The organism is Amycolatopsis sp. DSM 110486 (assembly GCF_019468465.1).
Taxonomy (GTDB): domain Bacteria; phylum Actinomycetota; class Actinomycetes; order Mycobacteriales; family Pseudonocardiaceae; genus Amycolatopsis.
In genome coordinates this window covers 5,326,946-5,349,551 of the sequence record NZ_CP080519.1, presented here as the reverse complement: position 1 = coordinate 5,349,551, position 22,606 = coordinate 5,326,946, and the positions used below count along the sequence as shown (strand labels likewise).

The window sequence follows — 22,606 nt, the reverse complement described above, 5'->3', positions numbered from 1 at the left end:
ATCGGGATCCGGTGAAGTCCCGGCTTTTCCTTGTGACGGAAGGGAAATGACGAACCGCCCGCGCACCGCAGCCGGTTGATCACGGCAGCGGCGCGCGGGCGGTCAGCGCAAACGGCTCAGAGCGAGGCTTGTTCCTCCACCGGCAGACAGATCTCGAACCGCGTGTCGCCCGGCACGGACGTCACCTTGATGTCACCCGAGTGCCGTTCCACGATGATGCGCCACGAGATGTCGAGGCCGAGGCCCGTGCCCTCGCCGACGCCCTTGGTGGTGAAGAACGGCTCGAAGATGCGCTGGCGCACCTCTTCCGGGATGCCGGGGCCGCTGTCGCCGATTTCGACGCGCACCTGCTTGCTCTCCTGCCACGTGCGCAGCGTCAGCGTGCCCTCGCCGCCCATGGCCTGGACGGCGTTGTCGATGATGTTGGTCCACACCTGGTTCAGCTCGGCCGCGTAGGCCGGGATGTGGTCGATGCCGCGGTCGTAGTCCTTGACGACCCGGATCTTGTCGCCGATCTTGCCTGACAGCATCACCAGCGTGGAGTCGAGTCCTTCGTGGACGTCGATCCACTGGTGCGGCGCGCGGTCCATCTGCGAGTACTGCTTGGCCGCGCCCACGAGCACCGAGATGCGCGTGGTCGAGTCCTCGATCTCGCCCATGAGGATCTCGGTCTCGAGCGCGTACGCGAGCCAGCGCAGGGCACCGTCGAGCAGGCCCTCGCCGACGGATTCCAGGACGCCGTCGAGGTTCTCGGTCTTGAGCCCGGCCGCGACGAAGATCGCGGCGAGGTCCCAGCCCTGGTCGATGTCGTGGTCGTCGAACCAGTCGCTGATCTCGTCCTCGCGGTCGGACTGCTGCATCGCCGAGAGCCGCGGCGCGTCGGCAACCGTCTTGACCAGCTGTTCCTGCACGTCGAGCAGCTGCTCCAGCAGGTCCGGATCGATGTCCTTCTTCGCCAGCAGCGCGAGCTTGTGGCGCATCCCGGCCACGCGCTCGCGCAGCGACGCCGTGGCGCGCACCGCGGCCGCGGCCGGGTTGTTGAGCTCGTGGGTGAGCCCGGCCGAGAGCTCGCCGAGCGCGAGCAGCCGGCGCCGCGACGAGATCACGGTGTCGGAGTTGCGCCAGCCGAGGTACATGCCCTCCAGCAGGTGCGCGGCCATCGGGAACCACTTGCGGAACTCCACCGCGAACTCCGCCGAAGGCAGCGCGAGCAGCGTCAGGTCCCCGACCGCCCGCACGGTGGCGCTGTAGGTGTGCTCGGTGTCCTGGTGCACGAAGAACTGCGTGGCGCCGAAGTAGGAGCCGCGCTGGTCGGAGCGCTTCACCTCGACGTCGGCGCCGCTCACCAGCCGCGACATCCGCAGCGCGCCCGAGAGCACGATGTAGAAGCAGGTGGCCGGATCGCCCTCGCGGTGCACTGCGGTGTCGCCCTCGTAGTGCTCCAGCACGGCGTGCTGTTCGATCCAGTCCAGCTGCTCGTCGGAGAGGTGCTCGAACAGGAAGAGGCCGCGGAGTTCTTCGCGCGGCAGTGCGGGCTCCTTCACTGTTCCTCCAGGTAGCGGTGGACCAGGGTGACGGCCATGGCGCCCTCGCCGACGGCGGAGGCCACGCGTTTCACCGACTGCGCCCGGACGTCGCCGGCCACGAACACGCCGGGCACGGACGACTCCAGGTGGTACGGGTCGCGGTCGAGCGGCCAGCCGGCCGGCTTGCGGCCCTCGGCGACCAGGTCGGGCCCCGTCTGGACGAACCCGTGGTGGTCGCGCTGGATCACCTCGCCCAGCCAGTCGGTGCGCGGCGCCGCGCCGATGAAGATGAACAGGTGCCCGGTCTCGACCTTCTCCGTCGTGTCGCCGTGGCACAGGGTCACGGCCTCGAGGTGGTCGGCGCCGTGGGCCTGGACGATGGTGGTGCCCGTGCGGACGGTGATGTTGTCGATGCCCGCGATCTGCTCGATGAGGTAGTGCGACATCGACTTCTCCAGCGAGTCGCCGCGCACCAGCAGGGACACCTCGCTCGCGTGCTGTGCGAAGAACACCGCCGCCTGGCCCGCGGAGTTCGCGCCGCCGACGATGTAGACGTGCTGGCCCTTGCACTCGGGCGCTTCCGTGGCGGCGGAGCCGTAGTAGACGCCGCTGCCGGTGAGCTTGCGGATGCCGTCGGCCTCGTGCGCGCGGTAGGTGACGCCGCTGGCGAGGATCACGGCGTGGGCGGCGATCTCGGAGCCGTCGCCGAAGGTGACCACGCGGCTCGACCCGCGCACCTCCAGCCCCACCACGTCGCGCGCGGTGAGCACCTCGGCGCCGAACTTCTGCGCCTGGCGCCGGGCGCGGTCGGTGAGCTGCGCGCCGGAGACGCCGTCGGGGAACCCGAGGTAGTTCTCGATGCGCGAGCTCGTGCCCGCCTGGCCGCCCGTGGCCTTGCGCTCGACGAGCACCGTGCGCAGGCCTTCCGACGCGCCGTACACGGCCGCGCCGAGGCCGGCCGGGCCGCCGCCGATCACCACGAGGTCGTAGAACTCCTGCGCCGGCCGCGTGGACAGGCCCACCGCGACGGCGATCTCGCTGCCAGTGGGCTGCTTCAGCACGGTGCCGTCGGACGTCACGACCACCGGGATGTCGGTCTCCACGGCGCCGGCGGCCTGCAAGATGCGCCCGCCTTCGTCCTCGTCCACCGAGTACCAGCGGTACGGCACGGCGTTGCGCGCGAGGAAGTCGCGCACCTTGAACGACGGCGCCGAGTAGCGGTGGCCGACCAGCTTCGTCTCGTCCACGGACTTGTCGCCGACCGCGAGCCACGTCTCCACGAGGGAGTCGATGACCGGGTACAGCTTCTCCTCCGGCGGGTCCCACGGCTTGAGCAGGTAGTGGTCGACATCGACCACGTTGATCGCCTGGATGGCCGCGTCCGTGTCGGCGTAGGCCGTCAGCAGCGCGCGGCGGGCGTTGGGGAACAGGTCCATCGCCTTCTCGAGGAAGGCGATCCCGTCCATGTGGGGCATGCGGTAGTCGGCGAGGATCGCCGCGACGGCGTCTCCGCGCAGCTTGATCTCGCGCAGGGCGTCGAGGGCGTCGGCCCCGGAGTCCGCACGGATCACGCGGTAGTCCTTGCCGTAGCGGCGACGCAGGTCACGCGCGACCGACCGCGAAACAGCGGGGTCGTCGTCGACGGTCATCAGGATCGGCTGGCTCACACCCGACAGCCTACGGCGTGGCCTCGGGCGGGGAGAACGCTCGCGCGGGCTGGACTTGCTCCAGCCGGGCCTGGACCTGGGGATCGGTGCCGGAAGTGCCCGCGCGAACGGTCCGTTCGTGCCGCTGGAGCGCAGCCGGGCAGCTCAGGCCGGGCGGCCCAGCAACGCGAACGCCCGCGCGGCCAGCTCCCTGACCCGAACCCACTCCGGTGCGGTCGCCAGAGCCTCGAACGACCACGGACCCGTCGGGCCGCTCATCTCTTCGAGGAGGCCGTCGAGCTCCGCCAGCACCGCGACGGTGTCGGCGGGCAGGATGTCCTTCAGCGCCGCGAAGTACTCGTCGAGCTCCAGCGCGAGCTCGTCGGCGTCGCGCAGTCCCTGCTTCTCGAGCAACGCGATCTGCGCCGCGGCCGGCTGCGCCAGGTCCCCGACGGCGATGACCAGGTGCCGGAAGAAGGACTCGTTCATCCCACCGAGCGTAGGCGCCGCCGGCCCGAGGCCACGGCCGTTTTCGCGCTCCCCGGTCACTCAGCGGAGAGCAGTGCCGCGAACTGTGCCGCAAATACCCCGACCGATCCGGATCCGCGACCGTGCGCAGAGCCGAGATCCGCCCGTCCCGCGTTTCCACCACGGTGAGGCCCACGATCTCGCCGTCCTGGAGGAAGAGGATGCCCGGGCCGCCGTTGACCTCCATGAGCAGGAAGTCGGACACCGTGGCGAAGCGGGCGAGGGTGGCGGCGGCGTTGCGGCGGACGGCTGCGCGGCCGCGGACGTGCACGCGTTCGCCGTCGCCGAGGTCCATCCAGGTGGCGATGTCGGCGACGAGCAGGTCCTCGAGCAGTTCCAGCCGGCCCGAGCGCACGGCCGTCATGAAGCTCTCGGTGAGCCGCATCGAGCCGTCGTCGGACGTCGGGAAGCGGGTCTCGCCGGTGTCGACGCGGCGGCGGGCGCGGCTGTAGAGCTGGCGGGCGTTGGCCTCGGTGAGCTCCAGCAGCGCGGCGAGCTCCGGGTACGGGTAGTCGAATGCCGAGCGCAGAACGAAGACCGCGCGCTCTACCGGTGTCAGCGACCGCATCAGCACGAGCATCGCGAACGACACCGACTCGCGCCGCTCCACGGTCTCCAGCGGGCCCAAGGCACCGCCGCCGGTGAGGACGGGTTCCGGCAGCGCGTCGCCCGCCGTCGACTCACGGCGAGCGGGCGCGGACGTGAGCCGGGTGAGGCAGAGGTTCGTCACGGCCTTCGTGAGCCACGCTCCGGGCGCGGTGAGCTCGCCAGGGTCGACAACGGCGCCAGCGCAGGTAGGCGTCCTGCACCGCGTCCTCGGCGTCGTCGACAGAGCCGAGCAGGCGATAGGCCAGGCCGAAAAGCCGGCCGCGTTCGTCGGTGAAGAAGTCGGTTGTCACAAGGCGCTCCCCTGTTCAGTCCTCACTGCGCCACCGCACGAAGACCGCAACCACCACCACAGTAGAGAGGGGACCCCCGTGGCCACCACCACCCGAGAGACCGTCGAACGGTTCTACGCCGAACTGTTCAACGGCCGCAACTTCGACCTGATCGACGAACTGCTCACCCCCGACGCCGTGAACCACGGCCCGTCCGACGAGTCGGCCCGCGAGGCCGTGATCGGTGCCGGCGAGATCGTGCACGCGTCGTTCTCCGACGCCGTGCTGCACGTGGACGACATCCTGGTGGACGGCGACAAAGCCGCCGTCCGCTGGACGATGACCGGCACCCACGACGGCGATTTCCTCGGCAGTCCGGCCACCGGCAAGGCGATCCGCATGCGCGCCACCGTCGTGTTCGGCCTGCGCGAGGGCCGCATCGCCGAGCTGTGGCCGATGCTCGACTTCCACGACCTGCTGCAGCAGGTCGCCGCCTGACGTCGTTCCCGCCGCCGGAGGCGAACACCCTCCGGCGGCGGGAACGGCGTCAGCTCGCCAGCAGGACCGGCTGCGTCCCGAACGACACCGTGACCCCGGTGCCCGGCAGCAGTTCCGCCGCCGAAACGCTCGGGAGGTCGGCCAGCACCGACGTGCCGTCGGACAGCAGCGCGGTGACGCGGGTGACCGCGCCGCGGAAGCTGTGGTCCGTCACCACCGCACGCCCGTCCGAAGCGGCCACGAGCGTGACCGCCTCCGGGCGCACCAGCACCGTCACGGCGTCGCCGTCGGTGCACCGGCCCGGTTCGGCCAGCACGAGCCGCTCCCCCACCACGTCGACGGACGCGCCGCCGACCGCGACCACGCCCGGGAGGCGGTTCATCGTGCCCACGAACTCCGCGACGAACGCCGTCGCGGGCCTTGCGTAGAGCTCGGCCGGGCTGTCGCACTGTTCGAGGCGCCCCGACCGCATCACGCCGACGCGGTCGGCGATCGACAGCGCCTCCTCCTGGTCGTGCGTCACGAACAGCGTCGTGATGCCCACGCGCAGCTGCAGCCGGCGGATCTCGTCGCGCAGCTGCGTGCGCACGAGGGCGTCCAGCGCCGACAGGGGTTCGTCGAGCAGCAGCACGCGCGGCTCGATCGCCAGCGCGCGGGCCAGCGCCACGCGCTGCTGCTGGCCGCCCGACAACTGGTGTGGGTAACGCTTCTCCTGCGCCGACAGCCCCACGAGCTCCAGCAGCTCCTGCGCCCGCTTCTGCCGCGCCGCCGTGGCGACGCCGCGCAGCCGCAGGCCGAACGCCACGTTGTCGCGCACCGTCAGGTTCGGGAACAAGCTGTAGGCCTGGAACACCATGCCCATGTCGCGCTTGTTGGCCGGCACGCCGACCACGTCGGTGCCGTCCACCAGCACCTCGCCGGCGTCCACCGCCTCCAGGCCCGCGAGCACGCGCAACGCCGTCGTCTTGCCGCAGCCCGAGGGGCCGAGCAGCGCGACGAGCTCGCCCGGCGAGATCGTCAGGTCCAGCCCGTCGAGCGCCCGGACCTCGCCGAACTCGCGGCGCAGGCCGCGGAACTCGACGGACGCACCGGTCTTTGTCTGCGGAGTCTCCAGCACAGTTTTCACGCCACACCTCGCGAAGCCTTGCGGCGACCGGCCACAAGGGACAGGACGAACAGGAGCAGGAACGCGACCAGCAGGGACAGCAGGGAAACGGCGACGGACACGCCCGCCTCCGACTGCCCGGTGCTGACCGTCCACACGGGAAAAGTGTCCATCAGCAGGATGCTCGCCAGCGTGTACTCGCCCAGCACCAGCGCCAGGTTGAGGAACGCGGCGCCGAACACGGCCGAGCGGATGTTGGGCACGATCACCCGCAGCAGCACCGTCGGCCACGACGCGCCGAGGCTGCGCGCGGCTTCCACCAGTGTCGGCAGCGAGATCGCCGCCAGGCCCGCGTCGAGCGTGCGGTAGGTGAAGGGCAGCGCGAGGATCACGTACTCCAGCACGAGGATCACGGGCGTCCCGTTGATCACCTCCGGCGCGTCGCGAAACACCACGAGCACGCCGTTGACCAGCACGATCGGCGGAATGACCAGCGGCAGCAGGCTCACACCCTCGATGAGGCGGCGCAGCTTCGGCTTGCGCAGGTGCACCCAGCTCACCGTGGGCACCATCAGCAGCAGCGTGAGCGCCACCGTGCCGGCCGCGACCCACAGCGACGTGCCGAGCGTGGGCAGCAGGTCCGGCTCGTCGAGGATCTTGCCCCACGAGGAGAAGCTGTGCGTGTTGTTCACGTCGCGGAGACTGAACTCCACCGACGCGCCCATCGGCACGAGGAAGTACAGGCCGAACAGCGCGAGCACCGTCCAGCGCAGCGCTTTGTTCTTCACGACAGCCACCTCGAAGCGCGCTTCTGCAGGTACGCGTAGATCGCCATCACCAGTGCGACCACCACGACCATGCCGAGCCCCAGCGCCTTGCCGAGGTTCTGCTGGTCGGCCACGACGTTGCCGCTCACCAGCGAGCCGATCTGGATCGGCACGAGCGGAACGACGCCGGTGGTCAGCGCGTAGGCCGTGGCGTAGGCGGAAAACGCGTTGGCGAACAGCAGCAGCGTCGAGGCGAGGAACGGCGGCAGCAGCACCGGCACCGCGATCAGCCGGAAGTACTGCGCCCGCGTGGCCCCGAGGTTCGCCGCGGCTTCGCGCCACTGCTCGCGCATGCCCTCCAGCGCCGGGGTGAAGACGATCACCATCAGCGGGATCTGGAAGTACACGTAGACGATCGCGAGGCCCGTGAACGTGAAGAGGTTGAAGCCGCCGGCGTAGATGTCGAAGCCCAGGCCCGCCAGCGCCTTCGTGACGATGCCGATGCTGCCGAGCGTCGCGATGAACGCGAACGCCAGCGGCACGCCGCCGAAGTTGGCGAGCACGCCGGCGGCGCTGGAGACGACCTTGCGCAGCAGACCGTCGGGCTTCGAGCCGAGCACCGCGTTGGCCAGGATCGCGCCGAGGATCGCCCCGGCCGCGGCCGTGAGCGCCGAGAGCTCGATGCTGGTGGCGAAGGAGCGCCCGAACTGGTCGGCGAACGCCGCGGTGAGGTTGTCGGTGGTGAAGGCGCCGTCGTTGTCCTGGAATGCGCCGACGGCCACCATCACCACCGGCGCGCCGAGGAACACGCCGGTGTAGAGCAGGAACGGCAGCAGGCCGAGGTGGCCCGCCACCCACGAGAGCACGCGCCGCGCGGACCCGGGGCGCACGGGCGCGGCGGCGGGAGCGGCCGGGGCCACTCCCGCCGCCGCGGTGACGGTTTCGGCGGTCACGTCAGCCGAGCGCCTTGGCCCACTCGTCGGCCAGGACCTTCTTGGCGTCGTTGACCTGCGCGTCGGTGGGGAACTTGACGTCGCCCTCCACCTTCGGCAGGGCGGCCAGCGCGGTCTTGTCGGCGGTGCCGGCCGCTTCCATCTTCGGCAGGCGCGCCGGGCGCGAAAGGCCCTTCAGGAACAGGTTCTGGCCCTCGTCGGAGTAGAGGAACTCCTCCCACAGCCGCGCGGCGGCAGGGTGCGGGGCGGTCTTGCTGATGCCCTGGGCGTAGAAGTTGGAGTAGATGCCGTCGCTCGGGACGGTGACCTTCCAGTCGACCTTGCCCTTGAGCTTCGCGGCGTAACCGGCCTGCAGGTAGTCCCAGTCGAGCGTGATCGGGGTCTGGCCGCTCTCGATGGTGGCCGCGCTCGACTGCACCGGGATGAAGTTGCCGGACTTCTTGAGGTCGGCGAAGAACTGCACGCCCGGCTTGATGTCGGCGAACGAACCGCCGTTGGCCAGGGCCGCGGCGTAGACGCCGGCGAACGCCGCGCCCGCCTTCGTCGGGTCGCCGTTCAGCGCGACCTTGCCCTTGTACTCGGGCTTCTTGAGGTCGGCCAGCGTCTTCGGCGGGTCGGTGACCTTCGAGGCGTCGTAGCCGATGGAGATGAAGCCGCCGTAGTCGAAGAACCAGGAGCCGTCGTCGGCCTTCTGGCCCGCCGGGATGTCGTCGAACGTGGTGACCTTGTAGGGCGCCAGCAGGCCGTCGGACGCGGCCGAGAGGGCGAACGCGCTGCCGAGGTCGACCACGTCGGGCGCGCGGTCCTGGCCCTTGAGCTGCTTGACGGCGTTGATCTCGTCCTGGCTCGAGCCCTCGGGGTTGGCCTCGGTGACCTTCAGGCCGTACTTCTTCTTGAAGGCGTCGAGGATCTCGCCGTAGTTGGCCCAGTCGTGCGGCAGGGCGATCACGTTGAGCTCGCCCTCCTTCTTGGCCGCCTCGACGAGCTTGTCCATACCACCGAGGTCGGCGGCGGACTTGGCGGTGGCGACGCCCGAGCTCTGCTCCGAGCCCGACGCGCCACCCCCGCAGGCGGTGAGCAGGAGCGTGCCGGCGGCTGCGACCGCGGCCAGGGCAGCGAAACGTCTTTTCACTTGTCCAGTCCTTTGATACCCGGGGTGTGGGAATGCCGAGCGAACAGTCCACGAAGGACACAGACGGGTCGTGAACCGGACGTGAATGGCCAGTGCCCTGCTCATGCACGCTGATCTTGCTTCGGCGCAGCGCGACGGTGCCGCTGCGGTTGGTGATCTTTGAGAACGGTGTGGTCACGAAAAAGTCGCCCAGTTTCCGGAAGTTCCGGGAACCGGGCGACTCCTGTCGATCGTTTGCGCGTTCTCACGTGGACTGGGAACCGGTGCGCGCCGAGGCCGCCACCACGGCGCGCACCGGTTGTCTGGAGCGCCTGCGCTACGGGTAGCTCACCAGGTTCACGGGCTTCGTCCCGTCGGGCGTGGTCGCGCCCGTCGTGTTGATGACGTGGGTGATCGTGCCCGCGTGGTTCAGCGACACGGTGACCATGTCGTGGAACCGCACGCCCGGGGTGTTGGGCGCCTCGTACGCATGGGCGCTGGCAACCGACGGGTTGGTGTTGAAGAAGCAGTAGCTGCCCAGGCCCCACGCTTCGTGACTGGTCACGTTCGGGCCCACCTTGTAAGCGGAATAGCCCTGCGAGGAACCGTTCATCCACGATGCCTGGTTGGGCACGTCGTAGGGCATCTCGTTCTGGAAGAAGTACGTGCGCCCGCCGTTGCCGTTCCAGACGACCTGCGTTTTCTGGTAGTGCTCGACGAACAGGCCGTACATCGTGACGTTGTTGCCGTTGACGGTCAGCCCGTTGTCGGCGGTGTTGGTGTTCCAGCCGACGAAGCTGTTGTTCGCCGCGTGGTCGGCGCGCCAGATCCACATGTGGTCGCCGATCACGTTGTTGCTGTTCACCACCAGGCTGTTGGTCGCCTTGCCGACGGCCGGGCCGCCGATGCGGAAGAACACGTCGTGCAGCGAGGTCGGGTCGGCCGAGTGGTCGGCGGTCGAGCCGGGCGCGCCGACCTGCATGAGCGTGTTCGAGTTCGTCGTGCCGGCGTCGATGAGCAGGCCGGCGACCTTCACGCCGTTGACGTCGTCCACGTTCATCGCGGTGATGCCGTTGTCGGGCACCAGGGTCGCGATGCCGAGGCCGAGGACCACGGTGTCGGGGCGGGTCACGTGCAGGGTCTGGTTGAGGTGGTAGACACCCGGCGTGATCAGCAGGTTCTTGCCCGCCGCGAGCGCGGCGTTCATGTCGGCCGCCGAGGCGCCCGGCTTGGCGATGTAGAACTGGTCGATCGGCAGCGAAGAGCCCGGCGCGGTGCCGTTCGCCCAGCTGGTGCCGGAGGTGTTGGTGCGCAGGGCCGGCACGAAGACCTGGTACTTGCCGGCGCTGTCGATGTAGAGGAACGGCTTCTCGCGGACCACCGGCGCCTGGCCGACCGTGGTGTAGGGCGGGCTCGGGAACGTGTTCTGCGGCGCGCCGTTCACGCCGACGAAGACCATGTTCCAGTTGGAGCCGTTCCAGCTGCCGAACTGCGAGTCGCGCGAGATCCACTGCTGCTGCGAGCCGGAGCGGACCTGTCCGTCGATCTTGGTGTCGGAGATCCAGCCGCCGCTGGCCCAGCCGCCGTCGTCGAGCTGCAGGTCACCGCGCACGTGCATGCGCCGGTAGGGAGCCGCCTGGCTTACCGCCCACCGATCGGCCCCGCCGGTCGGGTTCACCGACAGGTTCTCGGCGCCGCGCCAGAAATTCTGCGTCGCGTTCTGCGGCGGGAACCAGTCGGCTTCCACGTGCACGGCGCCGTTGATCGTCACGGCGTCGGGGCTGAGCCCGAGGCCGAGGACCTGGGTGTAGAAGCCGACGTTCACGTCGTTGGAGTACGTGCCCGGCTTGAACATCACGGCGTAGCGCTGGCTGCCGAACTGGTTCTTCTCCTGCTGGCTGAAGATGCTGTTCAGCCTGCTCTGGATGCTCGCGGCGGACATCGACGGATCGAAGATCACGACGTTCGGGCCGAGGTCCGGGTCCTCGCTCGGAGGAGTCGTAGTACCACCCACGGGAGTTATTGTGAACGATTGCGCACTGGTGTTATTACAGGTGTACTGCTGAAGCTGAACGCTGTCTGCGATAGAGGCGCTCGGCACGTCGAGACACTTGCCACTGTTGCGGTTCACGAAGTGGTACGCACCACTCGCTTCCTGCACCGGCTGCCACTGCTGGTTGACGCCGTTCGAGTAGGACCAGAGCTGCACCAGTCCACCGTCGGCCTTCGAGACGTCCGTGATGTCCCAGGACTGGGCCGCGTTGAGCTGCGTGTTCACGCGGACGTAGCCGTCGGTGGTGGGCTGGAACTGCCAGGTTTGGGAGGCGGTTTGGTTACAGCTGTACTGCTGGACCACCGTGCCGTTGGCGCTGGCGGCGGATTTCGCGTCTACGCACTTGCCGCTGTTCACGGACTGCACCGTGAACCACTGATCGGGCGCGATGGCTTGGGCTTGGGGCTGGGCTTGGGCTGCCGGCTCCGCCTGCGACACCCCCGCGTACCCACTCACCAGCGCCAACGCGGACAGCACCACCGTGCCCACTCTCCGCAATCCCATCGGAACCTCCTCCACCGCACCGCGGCGTTCGACGAGCAGGAAACGGCAAGGCTCATGCCCAGACATGAAGACGCGGCGTAGCGGGCGGGGACCTCGGCGTCACAACCGGGTGAAAATGTAACGGCGCCCACACGGGGAGTCAATACAGAGCTAAAAATAAGTCATGAAGAGGTCCTTGAGCTGGGGGTTCTCGGGGCGGGGTCCTGGACTTCATCAGGCAGCTCTTGCGCCAACGACAGTGCGGGCCTCTCCGCGATGATCTCCGCAGAGGTGATGATGAGCAGCTGATTCCGTCGAACCAGGGCCGGCGCAGGTGGTGCATCGACCCACCGATGCAGAAAACCCTGAAGGACGAGCGGCCACGTACGTTCTCGGCACCTCTCAGCGATGGATCGCGTCGCGGTCGGCTTCGAAGCTGCCCAGCGCCGCCCCGATCGGGCGGTGACCGTCACAACGAAGATCTCGTCCTCGCTGCACCTGGCCGCCTTCAGCTCGTCGATGTGCCTACTGGTTCGGGAGAGCGTGCTGCCGATACTGCGCATGCGGCCCCGCTCCCTGGCGGGAGCGGGGCCGCCGGTCACGCGGTTAGTTGACGTACACCGAGTAGCCGATGCCACCCGACCTGGTGCCGTCGGCCGTGTTGCCCCACACGGTGACCGAGTAGATGCCTCGGTCCGGTGGGGTCCACGTCATCGTCCCCGCACCCGAACTGTCCGCCGGCACCGTGAACTCCTCTGTCACGGCACCCCGGTCGTTCCGGACGTAGTAGGTGTACGAGACGATGCCCGGCATACCCGGCGTGAAGGTGAACGTCCCCGGCACACCAGGACCGCCCGACCACTCGCTTTCCGGGTATTCCTTGGACGACACGTACGGCGCGCTCGAGATGCTGAACCCGTACGTGTTCTCCTGCGAGGAGACCTTGTCGGCCGTCACCGTACGCACCCGCAGGTTGTGGGAGGCCCAGCCTTCCGGTGGCAGCGGGGGAGTCCATGCCAGCACGGAGCGCCCGTTCTGAGCGGCCACCTGCTGGAACGGACCCCAGTCGAACGAGTACTCGAACGCCACCGCATCCGGCTGGCGGGCTTCCAACGTGAAGGTGCCGGGGAACACCCGCCCGTTTGCCTGGAACTCCTTCGAGGTCACCGTTGGATCGTTCGTCACTGTCCACGTGATGTTGTCCGTTGACGACCACACGCCCGCCGTGTTCCTCGTGCGTACCAACATCTCGTAGTCGCCGATCCTTGGTGGGGTGTAGCTCACCGTCGCGGTGTTCCCGCTGACCGGCACGGTCCACCTGGTCGCCGGGTCCGCCGTCAGCCAGTACTCGAACTCCACGGCGTTCGGCATCGGGGTGGTGAACGTGAACGTGGCGGCTCTGCCCTCCGTCGCGATGTCGCCCTCGTGGCCGATCGTCGGTCGCCAGGTGTTGAGCGACAACCGTTTCTCCGTCACCGGGGACAGCCCGCCGGACGCGTCGCGGGCCTGGACCCGCAGCAGGTTCTGGTCAGCCGAGGTGAACTCGACCGGCAGCGTGGCGGTTCCGTCGGCGTTCGCCTTGACCGTCCACTTCGTACTCTCGGCACTCGCGAACCAGTAGTTGTACTCGACGACGTCCGGCATTCTCGGGGTTGCCGTGTACGTGGCCGAGGTGCCCAGGTCGACGTTCTCGGGCCCGCTTACCACCGGTGACGCATCGACGAGGAATCGGTACTCCCGTTCCGGCGACGTTACGCCCGAGGTGTCGGTGCTGCGCACGAACAGCACGTGATCACCACCGGTGGCCGGCGTGATCGTCACCTCGGCGACGCCGTCCTGGCCGGCCGTGACCGTGGCGGACGCGCCGTCGTCCAGCCGGTAGTCATACGCCACGACGTTCGGCATCCCCGGCGCGAACCGGAACACACCCGGCACGCCGATACCGCCGGCTGGGCCGCCCTGCGGCGGGTAGCGGTCGGACGTGACCGTCGGCCGCGTCTCCTTGACGAGGAATGAGTAGTAGGTGCTGAGCGAGAGGTTGCCCGCCCGGTCCCACGCCCGCACGAGCACCGACTGCCAGCCGTTGGCCGTTGGCGTGAAGCTGACGGTGGCCGTGCCGTCGGGGCCTGCGGCGATCTCACGCGTGTTCGCGCCGAAGTTGTAGTCGTACCGCGCGACGTCGGTGGAACCGTTGGGGGAGAAGGTGAACTCGCCCGACACACCGACCCCGCCGCCCTCGGCGTCCGCAGGGTACGTCGCGGAGACGACGGCAGGCGCGTTCGGATCCGTGCGGTCGACGGTGAACCGGCACGGGCCCACCGTGGACGACTTCGCACCCCAGCTGTCCTGTGCGTACACCTCCCACGCGTAGGTGCCGTCGGCGAGGTCCGAGGTGTCCGGGTACGCCGCGGCGGGGTTGCCCGACCCGGCACCCGTGTGCCGTTGCGACGGGTCCGCCACCGGCCACCACGTGAACTGCCCGGACGTGAAGTCGCCGTCCGGGTCGGATACCTGTGCGCTCAGCTCCAGCTGGCGGCTCACCAGTGCTCCGGTGCCGTCCTTGGCACAGGGTTCGTCGTTGGTGCGGAGGTCGGTCGGCGGCGCGGGCGGCGCGTTGTTGACCACCCGCAGCGTTGCCGGGGCCTCGATCAGCCGATAGAACGCCGGGTCCGCCTCGTGGGATTCGGCGACGCGGAAGCCCAGCGTGAGGTGACGGTCCTTGTGGTCGACCGCGTCCCGCACCGCAGTGGTGACGTCGAACGTGGCGTCGTTGTCGATGCAGGTGCCGTCGGCGCCCCTGGAGGCTACCCGTGTCCGCTCCGCCGGGCGGTTCTGCCAGGTCGACTGCTTAGTGTAGGCGGAGGTCCGCCACACCTCGGTTGCGCGACTGTCGCAGTCGACGTAGTGCGTCTCGCCGGCCGAAAGCAGCACCGTCGTGAACGGCACACCTCGCAACGAGCTCAGGTCGAAATTCACGTACGAGCGTTGGAGGTGCGGTGTGTTGTCCCAGGTGCCGATCGGCAAGTTGCCGGATGGCTTGAAATTGGCGGTGGTCGGTGTCGCTGAGTCGACGTAACCCCAGGACGTCGCGGACAGCGTCACCTCGGAACGCTGTTGACCAGTGGTTTCCGCTGCCGCCATCGCGCCATCGGTGCCGGTGAGCGCGATGGTGAGCGCGACGGCGAGCAACGTCAGTGATCTTCGTAAGGTCATGCTGGCCCTCCCCTGCTGCATGCATGCAGGACGTACACGCCTGAAGGGGAGGATTGGTTGCCCTATGGTTCAGCCCGCTCGCAGGCGCTTCACTGGCGGGAGAAGGAAGGCGTAGACCACCGCCGCCGTCGCCGCCCTGGCCAGAGCCGGGGCGCTCGGCGCGACCGCGCCGAGCGTCCAGGGATCGCGCACGAACTCGCGGAAGAACGACACAGCTCGGTGCCTGGCTTTCAGAGCGCTTTCACTTTGTTCGATCTCATTCTCACAGGTTAGGTTCACGCACTTGACGAGGACGGAATTGTTACGGAATCCGCCCGTCGGATTCGTTCAGTGTTCGTCAAGTGTCCAGTCTGTTCGGCGTCGGCGCGACGATGATGTTCGGATATACCGCGCTTCAATGAATTGATAGTCTGGAGCGGCGGTGGTAGGCGGTGACTCCGCCTCCGCCCACGCCGCCGATGCCTGCGCCGGGCGAGTGTTTGGCGGTGGTCCCCCTCTTCGCTGGTGTGGGGGTCGGGCGCCAGCCAGGCCTGGGAGCGGCGAGGAACACCGCGCCGACGCCGGGCTGAGGCTGTGGCAGTGCTCCAGTTCTGCCCCAGCAGGGGCACAGGATGTCGCCGCAAGCTGATCAGCGAAGATCGAGCCCGCAACGTAGAAAACCCCTCCGACCAGCCGAAACGACTTGATCGAAGGGGTTCATTGCGATGTGGAGCTAAGGGGATTCGAACCCCTGACCCCCTCACTGCCAGTGAGGTGCGCTACCAGCTGCGCCATAGCCCCGAAGCGAAGGTGAACTCCGCATCTCGTGTGAACAAAGACTACACCCCGCCATGGCGCTCCTTCACCGGGGGGTCCGCCAAGGTCTGAAGCCCCCAAAACCCCAGGTCGGACCACCCTTCGGTGACCCGCTGACGGTCCATCCGACTGGCCGAAGGTCGGCGTGAACACGGCCCCACCGCCAGTACCGCGTCACCGCGCCTCACCGGGCCGCCACGCTACGTGACACCACAGCCACCCAGCGCCCAACTGCCGGCGAGGCCACCTCGAGCACCGGCACCACTCCGCCAAGCCCGCGCATCCCCCACGACCGAGACCTCGTCGCCCTCGTCGCCGAGCCCACTCGACCGTCCGGCTGCACGATCGTGAAGCTCATCCTCGGTCCGCAAACCTCAAACCGATAATTCCGACTCACAGTATCCAGGCAAAGTGCATGATGTCACCAAGCGCATCTTCAGCAGTGCCGCCAAGAACAGGGTCACCCAACAGATCCTTGAGGACGATGATCAGCCGACCGCTGACAAGCCCATGCAACCGCCCGAGGTGACCCATGCAAATCACCGCCAGAGAACGCAGCTGAGCATCATTCCCCTCTCTCAGTTGATCCAAGAGCAGATCCTCTACCCATTCACGGTCCGGTTCGTTGTACGTCAGCGACAGAAGCGCCCGCGTCGACCGAGAGAGATCGCCACTCGCGATGTCCTCCAGCATCTCTGCCCGCCACGCCTGGTCCACCTCTGCACCATCGTCCACGGCAGAACGATATCCCCCACCCCGACAGCACACCACGGGATTTCCTTCGCAGGCAGCGGTGGCCCACGGGCTCACGTCAGCCCCAAACCTCCACCGAACTACCCTGCTCACCGCTAACTATGATCTCCCTTATGCCGGCACGCACCAGCAGCCCGCACGGGCGATCCGCTTACAGTTTAACCTAATTTTCAAACCGTTGATCCGCGCATTGAGCGACGTTCATTAATCCAGCTTCGTCAAAGTCGATAAATACCCGCGCCCCCGAAATCCGCCACCAGTACTCGCCGGAAACAAATGGCTCACACTTCGACAGCTCTTCTCCTGAAACTCTGGCGTTGTCCATAAGTTCCTTGAGGGTGAAGTTATCCACCCTGGACGGAGCCCCCGACGGGCCGGGAAGGATTATGTCACCACCGGACGGCTCAATCGCGAGATACCAAAGAATTCCGCCTTCCGAAAACCCCAATTGAAGATCCCCAAAGGCGTATATGGCCGGGAGCGGCCCCGTAACCGCGTCGGGATCTCCAACCACATCCAGCACTGCAGCCAGCATGATTCCTGGCTTGAAGTTGTCGAGCTGACCGCTTCTGAAGAAATTCAGAACTTGAACCCGATTCAACGTCGCCAGCCAAAGTGGAGTGGATCATTCATCGACATACCCTCCATTCAAGCCGCCGATCCAATCCCCAATAACGTGTCTTCGCTAATGGAGAAGGATACCACCGGACGGCCACCCTCCTTGTGAACGTGGAATGAGGGCTGAGGTGACTTGCCGCGCTAAGGGTCCTGTGTTAAATTCGTGGCGAGCCCCGTATGGGCCTATGCATGGAGGTAGCGGCTAACCAGCCACAGAGACCGGAACTCCGTCTCTAGCAGTTCGTCAATCCCCCTGTCGGGATTGCTGCGCCATGCCCAGGCTTGCGGGGTATTTTCGTGTCTGATTCTGTGCCGCGACGTCCTTCCGGAAACCGCCGAAAGGAAATACGTGAAACCCAGCAATGGCCAAGCAGAAGACTGGTCCGGCTTCGATGTGAGCGCCTTCCAGCGCCAGGTCATCGCCGAGTTCAGGGCGAACAACGGCAAGATGACCGGCATGTTCGAGGGCTGGGCGCTGGCCGTGCTGACCACGATCGGCGCCAAGACGGGTCGGCCGCGCGAGGCCATCCTCGGGCACCTGGAGATCGACGGCAACGGCGTGGTCGTCGCGTCGGCCGGTGATGCGGACCACAACCCCGCCTGGTACCACAACATTCGCAAGAACCCGATCGTCACGGCCGAGACCGGCGAGGACACCTACAAGGCGATCGCCGCCATCCCCCAGGGTGCAGCGCACGACAAGCTGTTCGAGCAGGTCGTGGCCGAGGCACCCGGGTACGGTGACTACCAGGCCAAGACGCCCCGGCAGATCCCAGTGATCGTGTTGCACCGCATCGAAGCCGCACCCGGGGAAGAGCGAGTGAAGGGCATGGGCGACTGGATCGTCGAGGTCCACGACTGGCTGCGCGGCGAGCTGCGGACGCTGCGCGAGCAGGTGGACAAGGTCGAGGAGGGGGCCGCGGCCACGATAACCCGGCCGGAGCCGGACATCGGCCAGCAGATGCGCATCCACTGCCTGAGCTTCTGCGCCGCGCTGCGCCGGCACCCCGTCCGCGAGGACGTCGCGGTGTTCCCGCCGATCGCCGAGCAGTTCCCGGCCCTCGCGCCCGCCGTCGCGCAACTGGCCGAGCAACACAAGGTCGTGGCGGAGCTGCAGGACTCGATCCAGGCGCTCGTCGGGGGCTTTATGCCCGGTGAGTCGGATCCCGCCGAGCTGCGGGCCGAGCTGGAACGTCTCTCGGGTGAGCTGGAGTCCCACTTCGACTTCGAGGAGCAGGCCGTGGTGACCGCGCTCAATGCCACGGCCCCGGCACCTCAGTACGGCTGAGTCGAACGATCACCGGACGGCAACTCGCCGCGTTCGCGCGAATTCCCTAATTCTCTTAACCCGTCCAGTTAAACGGTAGCCGCCTGCACTGGGGATCGAATCCATCGGGCAACTTCCAAGCTGGTTACTGACAGCGTTCGTTGTGCTACCGTCGCCGGAAATGGTCCAGAATTTGATTGCGCCGAGCGTCTGGCCCGCCGTCGGCTTCGTCGGGAACGAGAAAGGTTAGATGTGTCTGTGTCAAGGACGACTGGCGTACTCGGTGATCGTGTCCTCGCCAAAGTGGCGTTGCGGATCATGCCGTTCCTGGCCCTGCTGTACTTCGTCAACTACCTGGACCGGGTGAACATCGGCTTCGCCGGTCCCAACGGCATGAACAAGGCTCTCGGCTTGACGTCCACGGCGTTCGGCTTCGTCTCGGGCATCTTCTTCCTCGGCTATCTCATCCTCGAGGTGCCGAGCAACCTCGCGTTGCACCGGTTCGGCGCCCGGCGCTGGTTGGCCCGGATCATGATCACCTGGGGTGTCCTCGCGACGGTGCTGGCGTTCGTGCCCAACGCGACCACGCTGATCATCCTGCGGTTCCTGCTCGGCGTGGCCGAGGCTGGCTTCTTCCCCGGCATCATCCTGTACCTCACCTATTGGTTCCCGGCCGCGCAGCGGGCGAAGGCCGTGGCGCTGTTCATGGTTGCCGTGCCGGTCTCGTCCGCCATCGGGTCCACCGTGTCGAGTCTTCTGATCGTCGGCGGCCACGGGGTGTTCGGCCTGGACGGCTGGCGGTTCATGTTCCTGGTCGAGGGTATTCCGGCGGTCCTGCTGGCCTTCGCGACCTGGTTCTGGCTCACCGACAAGCCGGAACAGGCGAAGTGGCTCAACGCGGACGAGCGGCAGTGGCTCATCACCGCACTCGAAACGGAACGGAAGGCGACCACGGCCGAGCACCACTGGCCGCTGAAGAAGGCGCTCACCCACCCGCGGATACTCGCGCTGGCGTTCGTGTACTTCGCCGTCGCCTACGGGTTGTACGCGCTCGGCTTCTTCCTGCCGACGATCATCGCCGGGTTCGGCGCGGAGTTCGACACGAAGCTGACCGTGGTCCAGTCCGGGCTGGTCAACGCGATCCCGTACGTGATCGGCGCCCTGGTGATGGTGTTCTGGGCGCGCCACGGCGACCGCACCGGAGAGCGCAAGTGGCACGTGGCGCTGCCCATGCTGGTCGGCGGGATCGCCATCCCGATCGCGCTGTACCTCGGCAACCCCTACGCCGCGATGGTCGCCGTGACGATCTGCGCCGTCGGCGTGTGCTGCGCGCTGCCGACGTTCTGGGCACTGCCCTCGAACTTCCTCGCCGGAACTGCCGCGGCGGGAGGGATCGCACTGATCAACTCCCTGGGCAACATCTCCGGCTTCGCGGCGCCGTACATCACCGGCTGGCTGCGCGACCTGACCGGCACCCAGCGCACGGGTCTGTGGGTCGTCGGCGCCTGCATGGTCGCCGGCGCCATCGTCACCATCGCGCTGGGCGCCCGGCCACGGATGTCCGCGGTGCCGGAACGGAACACCAGGTCCGCACGGGAGTCGTAGCCGGCGGCTACATCATCGCGGCAAACATGGTGGCCATACCGGCGGCCATCAGTGCCTGTGTGGCGATGGCGAGCTGGGCCCGGCCCGAGGCCAGCGGCTTGGTGCGGCGGCGCGCGAGGAGCTCCGAGAGCCACCAAGCGCCGGCAACGGTGGAACCGATGGTGAGCAGCCAGTTGAGTCCCGTGATCAACGGGGATGTGCCGGCGGTGTCTGACGTGGTGTCCACAATGGCCATGTGCATGCCGGGCATGTGCATGCCGGGCATCGAAGAACCGTGATGACCACCGACGGCGGCGACCTTGACCGGAGCCGGTAGCAGGCCGTCAGTCATCACCGCGTACATCCAGGCCATCGCGAGCATCATCAGAGCGTGATAAGCGTCGGCCCGCCGATGTTCCGCGGTCCGCACAGCGCCGGCGACGAACCAGACAGCCGCCGACACGAAGAGCAGCAAGGGAATCGTCGTCGGGAGGTCGGCACCGCGCGGCCACGCCATCACGGCCATCGCGAGAGCCATGAGCGCGTGCAAGGAATGTCCGACGACGCCCCGCCGAGCGAGGCGACCGACGGCGATTCCGTGCACGCGCTCAGCCACGCACAGGGCGAAGAGCGCGGTGACGACCCACCGAAGAACAAGATCGTGGATCATCGGGATAGCGCACGAGTGACATGCGCGGTGATCAGCTCGTACATCCGGCGGATCGTCTTCGTGTCGTCCGTCATGATGTCGTAGCCGTGGTCCACATCGGACACCTCGACGTACTCGGCAAGCGCGCCGACGACCTCGAGTTTGTCCGCGTACTGCTTGGCCTCGTTGCGCAGCCGATCGTATTCCGCGGCGATGACCAGGGCCGGAGCGATGCCCGCGATGCCGTCGGCGTTGTCGCCCCAGGCCGGTGAAACGTAGCGGTGGCAGCGGCCAACGCGGTCGGGCACGTAGGCGGTGTCGAAGACCTCGCAGAGCCACGGCTGGAGCACCGCTTTCGAACCCAGCGGGGTCGGCTTCCGGGAGGGCGGTGTGACGATGTCGAGCGGTGGGTAGTGCAGGATCTGCAACGAGATGGTGGGGCCGCCCTTTTCCAGCGCCATCCGCGATACGGCCGCGGACAGGTTGCCGCCCGCGCTCTGGCCGCCGACGCACAGGCGGGTGCCGTCCCAGTCTCGCTCGGGTTCCGAGGCCCAGCGGACCACGTCGTAGAACTGTTCGACAGGCGTGGGAAAACGCGTCTTCGGGGCGAGTGCGTAGTCGGTGTTGAGCACGACGACACCAGCGTGCGCGGCCAGAAAACGACACCAGGCGTCGTCCTGTTGCCGGTGCCCCACGACGAAGCCGCCGCCGTGGGCGTTGACGTACACGCCGGGGACGCAGGCCTCGGACGGCGGGAAGTACAGCGTCGCGGCGACCGGACCGTGGCGAGTTTCGACGCTGATGTCGGTGGTGCGGACAGTGATTTCAGGGAACCGAGGTTCGCCGGCGGGGTGGATCGCCGAGTTGATCTTGGCGGCGAACCTGCGGGCGACGATGTCGGCCACCGGCCGTCGCGACAATACTGACATGAATCCTCGTCTCGTTTCGATCCGGTCGCGGCGACGGTCAGCCCTGGTGCTGCCGGGCGCTCGGGTGGCGCAGGTGGTCGCGAGCCACGATCTCTTCCGGCTCCAGCATCGTGATCATCTCCACGCCGGGAGCGCAGATGCACACGGCGACGAACCGCGCCCAGGAGTCCGGGTCCGGGTTCGCGACCTGGTAGTGCACGACGTCGCCGCCGGGCTCCCAGAACGCCTCGCCCGCAACGATTTCCCGGGGCTCCTCACCTTCCAGCTCGAAGAAGATCTTGCCTTCCGTCACGTAACCGAACACCGGTCCGGAGTGGCGGTGCGGCGCGAGGCCCGGGTCGGCCGGCGGGAGTTCGACGAGCTGCGTCATCGCGTGCGAACCCTCCGGAATCGCGGGCGGAGTGGCGTGGAGGAGATCGGTGACCTTGACGTTTCCCTTGGCCAGCATGGCTCTTTCCTTTCGTAGAGGACGAGCGCGGGGTGCGCTCCGTCCGGTTTCAGGCGGTGGTTGCGGTGTGGCCCAGCAGTTCGCCGACTGCGCCGAAGGTGGATTGCGTCGGCCGTTCACCGGTCCGGTCCAGCCCGAAGACGGCTCCGTACGAACGCAGGGCCGCGAGGTCGCGGTGATCGGCAATGGTGACCGAGGCGGAGGGGGCCGCCGTTTCCCGCGCGGCGAAGACGTAGATTTCGGGCCGTAGTTCATAAGTCGTGCACTCGTCGGTGCCGGCGCGCCCGGCCGCGGGGCCGGCCAGGCAGCGCCACGCGTACGAGCTCGGTTCGAGGTGGACGTGCTCGTAGCGGCTTCCGTCGCCGTAGGTCCACCGCACTCGCCGGCCCAGGAGCGCGGCCGTGGGTGCCGGTTCGGTTCCGCTCGTCGCCAGTCCCTCGATGCGGCCCGGCAGAAAGGTGTGCTGCACCCTGGTCCGGTCCTCGGCCGGATCCCCGATCGTGCTCACGACCGCCAGGCTGCGTCCGTGTTCGAAGTCGAGAACGAGGCTCACGGCCGCGTTGGGCACGTCCCGACTGTGGTGGAACTGCGTGTACACCAACCCTTCCGCGATGTCGAAGGCCTCGTAGTCGTCCCGCCCGGACACCACCGGGTGCGGGTCGCCGGGTCCGGGCTCGTAGCTCCAGTCGACGATCGTTGCGCCGAACCGGTGCGACACGCGGCTGCCGTGCGAGTTCGTGAAGACGATCTCGCGGCCGGCCACAGTGGAATCTCTGGTCATGAGTTCTTTCTCCGTTCGTCG

20 protein-coding genes, 1 tRNA gene and 1 pseudogene are annotated in these 22,606 nt (G+C 67.7%); 4 read left to right on the top strand and 18 right to left on the bottom strand.

The window, feature by feature from the left end:
* Window positions 1-116 precede the first annotated feature (116 nt).
* The 3 genes from K1T34_RS26065 to K1T34_RS53520 all read right to left on the bottom strand — a co-directional run bounded on the left by K1T34_RS26065 (window position 117) and on the right by K1T34_RS53520 (window position 3,661).
* Complete coding sequence (locus K1T34_RS26065; protein ID WP_220246791.1) at window positions 117-1,544, bottom strand: ATP-binding protein; 1,428 nt, start codon at window positions 1,542-1,544, stop codon at window positions 117-119.
* Window positions 1,541-3,193 (bottom strand): response regulator, encoded by a 1,653-nt coding sequence (locus K1T34_RS26060; protein ID WP_220246790.1) that lies wholly within the window; start codon window positions 3,191-3,193, stop codon window positions 1,541-1,543. Before K1T34_RS26060 ends, K1T34_RS26065 begins: the two co-directional genes overlap by 4 nt.
* 144 nt (window positions 3,194-3,337) lie before the next feature.
* Window positions 3,338-3,661 (bottom strand): hypothetical protein, encoded by a 324-nt coding sequence (locus K1T34_RS53520; RefSeq protein WP_255638891.1) that lies wholly within the window; start codon window positions 3,659-3,661, stop codon window positions 3,338-3,340.
* A 224-nt stretch (window positions 3,662-3,885) separates the two neighbouring features.
* Between K1T34_RS53520 and K1T34_RS53515 the strand changes: the two genes are divergently transcribed.
* On the top strand, window positions 3,886-4,152 hold the full coding sequence (locus K1T34_RS53515) for a hypothetical protein (RefSeq protein WP_255638890.1): 267 nt from the start codon (window positions 3,886-3,888) through the stop codon (window positions 4,150-4,152).
* A 38-nt stretch (window positions 4,153-4,190) separates the two neighbouring features.
* On the opposite strand, the pseudogene K1T34_RS53510 reads toward K1T34_RS53515, so the two are convergent.
* Window positions 4,191-4,268: pseudogene (locus K1T34_RS53510) on the bottom strand (hypothetical protein); the annotation flags it as partial.
* A 112-nt stretch (window positions 4,269-4,380) separates the two neighbouring features.
* Window positions 4,381-4,599, bottom strand: coding sequence for a sigma factor (locus K1T34_RS53505; protein WP_255638720.1), 219 nt, complete (start codon window positions 4,597-4,599; stop codon window positions 4,381-4,383).
* A gap of 78 nt (window positions 4,600-4,677) precedes the next feature.
* On the opposite strand from K1T34_RS53505, the gene K1T34_RS26050 reads away from it, so the two are divergent.
* Window positions 4,678-5,076 (top strand): ester cyclase, encoded by a 399-nt coding sequence (locus K1T34_RS26050; RefSeq protein WP_220246789.1) that lies wholly within the window; start codon window positions 4,678-4,680, stop codon window positions 5,074-5,076.
* Window positions 5,077-5,125: 49 nt separating this feature from the next.
* On the opposite strand, the gene K1T34_RS26045 is transcribed toward K1T34_RS26050, so the two are convergent.
* The 9 genes from K1T34_RS26045 to K1T34_RS26005 all read right to left on the bottom strand — a co-directional run bounded on the left by K1T34_RS26045 (window position 5,126) and on the right by K1T34_RS26005 (window position 16,910).
* The gene (locus tag K1T34_RS26045) at window positions 5,126-6,202 is read right to left on the bottom strand and encodes an ABC transporter ATP-binding protein (RefSeq protein ID WP_255638719.1); all 1,077 of its coding nucleotides are present in this window, start codon (window positions 6,200-6,202) and stop codon (window positions 5,126-5,128) included.
* On the bottom strand, window positions 6,199-6,969 hold the full coding sequence (locus K1T34_RS26040; RefSeq protein ID WP_220246788.1) for an ABC transporter permease: 771 nt from the start codon (window positions 6,967-6,969) through the stop codon (window positions 6,199-6,201). Before K1T34_RS26040 ends, K1T34_RS26045 begins: the two co-directional genes overlap by 4 nt.
* Window positions 6,966-7,901, bottom strand: a complete 936-nt coding sequence (locus K1T34_RS26035; protein WP_255638718.1) for an ABC transporter permease subunit — start codon at window positions 7,899-7,901, stop codon at window positions 6,966-6,968. Before K1T34_RS26035 ends, K1T34_RS26040 begins: the two co-directional genes overlap by 4 nt.
* Before the next feature lies 1 nt (window position 7,902).
* Window positions 7,903-9,033, bottom strand: a complete 1,131-nt coding sequence (locus K1T34_RS26030) for an ABC transporter substrate-binding protein (RefSeq protein WP_255638717.1) — start codon at window positions 9,031-9,033, stop codon at window positions 7,903-7,905.
* A gap of 316 nt (window positions 9,034-9,349) precedes the next feature.
* Window positions 9,350-11,569: an RICIN domain-containing protein gene (locus K1T34_RS26025; protein ID WP_220246786.1), complete on the bottom strand. Its 2,220-nt coding sequence runs from the start codon at window positions 11,567-11,569 to the stop codon at window positions 9,350-9,352.
* A 585-nt stretch (window positions 11,570-12,154) separates the two neighbouring features.
* Window positions 12,155-14,761: a hypothetical protein gene (locus K1T34_RS26020; protein WP_220246785.1), complete on the bottom strand. Its 2,607-nt coding sequence runs from the start codon at window positions 14,759-14,761 to the stop codon at window positions 12,155-12,157.
* Between the two features lie 707 nt (window positions 14,762-15,468).
* A tRNA-Ala gene (locus tag K1T34_RS26015) sits at window positions 15,469-15,541 on the bottom strand.
* Window positions 15,542-15,949: 408 nt separating this feature from the next.
* Window positions 15,950-16,291: a hypothetical protein gene (locus K1T34_RS26010; protein WP_220246784.1), complete on the bottom strand. Its 342-nt coding sequence runs from the start codon at window positions 16,289-16,291 to the stop codon at window positions 15,950-15,952.
* Window positions 16,292-16,472: 181 nt separating this feature from the next.
* Window positions 16,473-16,910: a hypothetical protein gene (locus K1T34_RS26005; protein ID WP_220246783.1), complete on the bottom strand. Its 438-nt coding sequence runs from the start codon at window positions 16,908-16,910 to the stop codon at window positions 16,473-16,475.
* 366 nt (window positions 16,911-17,276) lie between these two features.
* On the opposite strand from K1T34_RS26005, the gene K1T34_RS26000 reads away from it, so the two are divergent.
* Both K1T34_RS26000 and K1T34_RS25995 read left to right on the top strand, forming a co-directional pair.
* Window positions 17,277-18,215 carry a nitroreductase/quinone reductase family protein gene (locus tag K1T34_RS26000; RefSeq protein WP_255638716.1) on the top strand — a complete coding sequence of 313 codons (939 nt, stop codon included), beginning with the start codon at window positions 17,277-17,279 and terminating at the stop codon, window positions 18,213-18,215.
* A gap of 297 nt (window positions 18,216-18,512) precedes the next feature.
* Window positions 18,513-19,799, top strand: a complete 1,287-nt coding sequence (locus K1T34_RS25995; protein ID WP_220247418.1) for an MFS transporter — start codon at window positions 18,513-18,515, stop codon at window positions 19,797-19,799.
* A gap of 7 nt (window positions 19,800-19,806) precedes the next feature.
* On the opposite strand, the gene K1T34_RS25990 is transcribed toward K1T34_RS25995, so the two are convergent.
* The 4 genes from K1T34_RS25990 to K1T34_RS25975 are packed head-to-tail and all read right to left on the bottom strand — an operon-like array spanning window position 19,807 to window position 22,585.
* Complete coding sequence (locus tag K1T34_RS25990; protein WP_255638715.1) at window positions 19,807-20,448, bottom strand: DUF5134 domain-containing protein; 642 nt, start codon at window positions 20,446-20,448, stop codon at window positions 19,807-19,809.
* The gene (locus K1T34_RS25985) at window positions 20,445-21,356 is read right to left on the bottom strand and encodes an alpha/beta hydrolase (RefSeq protein WP_220246781.1); all 912 of its coding nucleotides are present in this window, start codon (window positions 21,354-21,356) and stop codon (window positions 20,445-20,447) included. The genes K1T34_RS25990 and K1T34_RS25985 overlap by 4 nt, the downstream gene beginning before the upstream one ends.
* Before the next feature lie 37 nt (window positions 21,357-21,393).
* Window positions 21,394-21,804: a cupin domain-containing protein gene (locus tag K1T34_RS25980; RefSeq protein ID WP_220246780.1), complete on the bottom strand. Its 411-nt coding sequence runs from the start codon at window positions 21,802-21,804 to the stop codon at window positions 21,394-21,396.
* A gap of 49 nt (window positions 21,805-21,853) precedes the next feature.
* Window positions 21,854-22,585 (bottom strand): MoaF C-terminal domain-containing protein, encoded by a 732-nt coding sequence (locus K1T34_RS25975; protein WP_220246779.1) that lies wholly within the window; start codon window positions 22,583-22,585, stop codon window positions 21,854-21,856.
* Between the last annotated feature and the right edge of the window lie 21 nt (window positions 22,586-22,606).

Bases quoted from the DNA above. Each gene is read 5' to 3' on its own strand.
- K1T34_RS53520 (WP_255638891.1), bottom strand. From the start codon at position 3,661: ATGAACGAGTCCTTCTTCCGGCACCTGGTCATCGCCGTCGGGGACCTG.
- K1T34_RS53515 (WP_255638890.1), top strand. From the start codon at position 3,886: ATGAGCAGGAAGTCGGACACCGTGGCGAAGCGGGCGAGGGTGGCGGCG.
- K1T34_RS26025 (WP_220246786.1), bottom strand. From the start codon at position 11,569: ATGGGATTGCGGAGAGTGGGCACGGTGGTGCTGTCCGCGTTGGCGCTG.
- K1T34_RS26020 (WP_220246785.1), bottom strand. From the start codon at position 14,761: ATGACCTTACGAAGATCACTGACGTTGCTCGCCGTCGCGCTCACCATC.
- K1T34_RS25995 (WP_220247418.1), top strand. From the start codon at position 18,513: ATGCCGTTCCTGGCCCTGCTGTACTTCGTCAACTACCTGGACCGGGTG.
- K1T34_RS25990 (WP_255638715.1), bottom strand. From the start codon at position 20,448: ATGATCCACGATCTTGTTCTTCGGTGGGTCGTCACCGCGCTCTTCGCC.
- K1T34_RS25985 (WP_220246781.1), bottom strand. From the start codon at position 21,356: ATGTCAGTATTGTCGCGACGGCCGGTGGCCGACATCGTCGCCCGCAGG.
- K1T34_RS25980 (WP_220246780.1), bottom strand. From the start codon at position 21,804: ATGCTGGCCAAGGGAAACGTCAAGGTCACCGATCTCCTCCACGCCACT.
- K1T34_RS25975 (WP_220246779.1), bottom strand. From the start codon at position 22,585: ATGACCAGAGATTCCACTGTGGCCGGCCGCGAGATCGTCTTCACGAAC.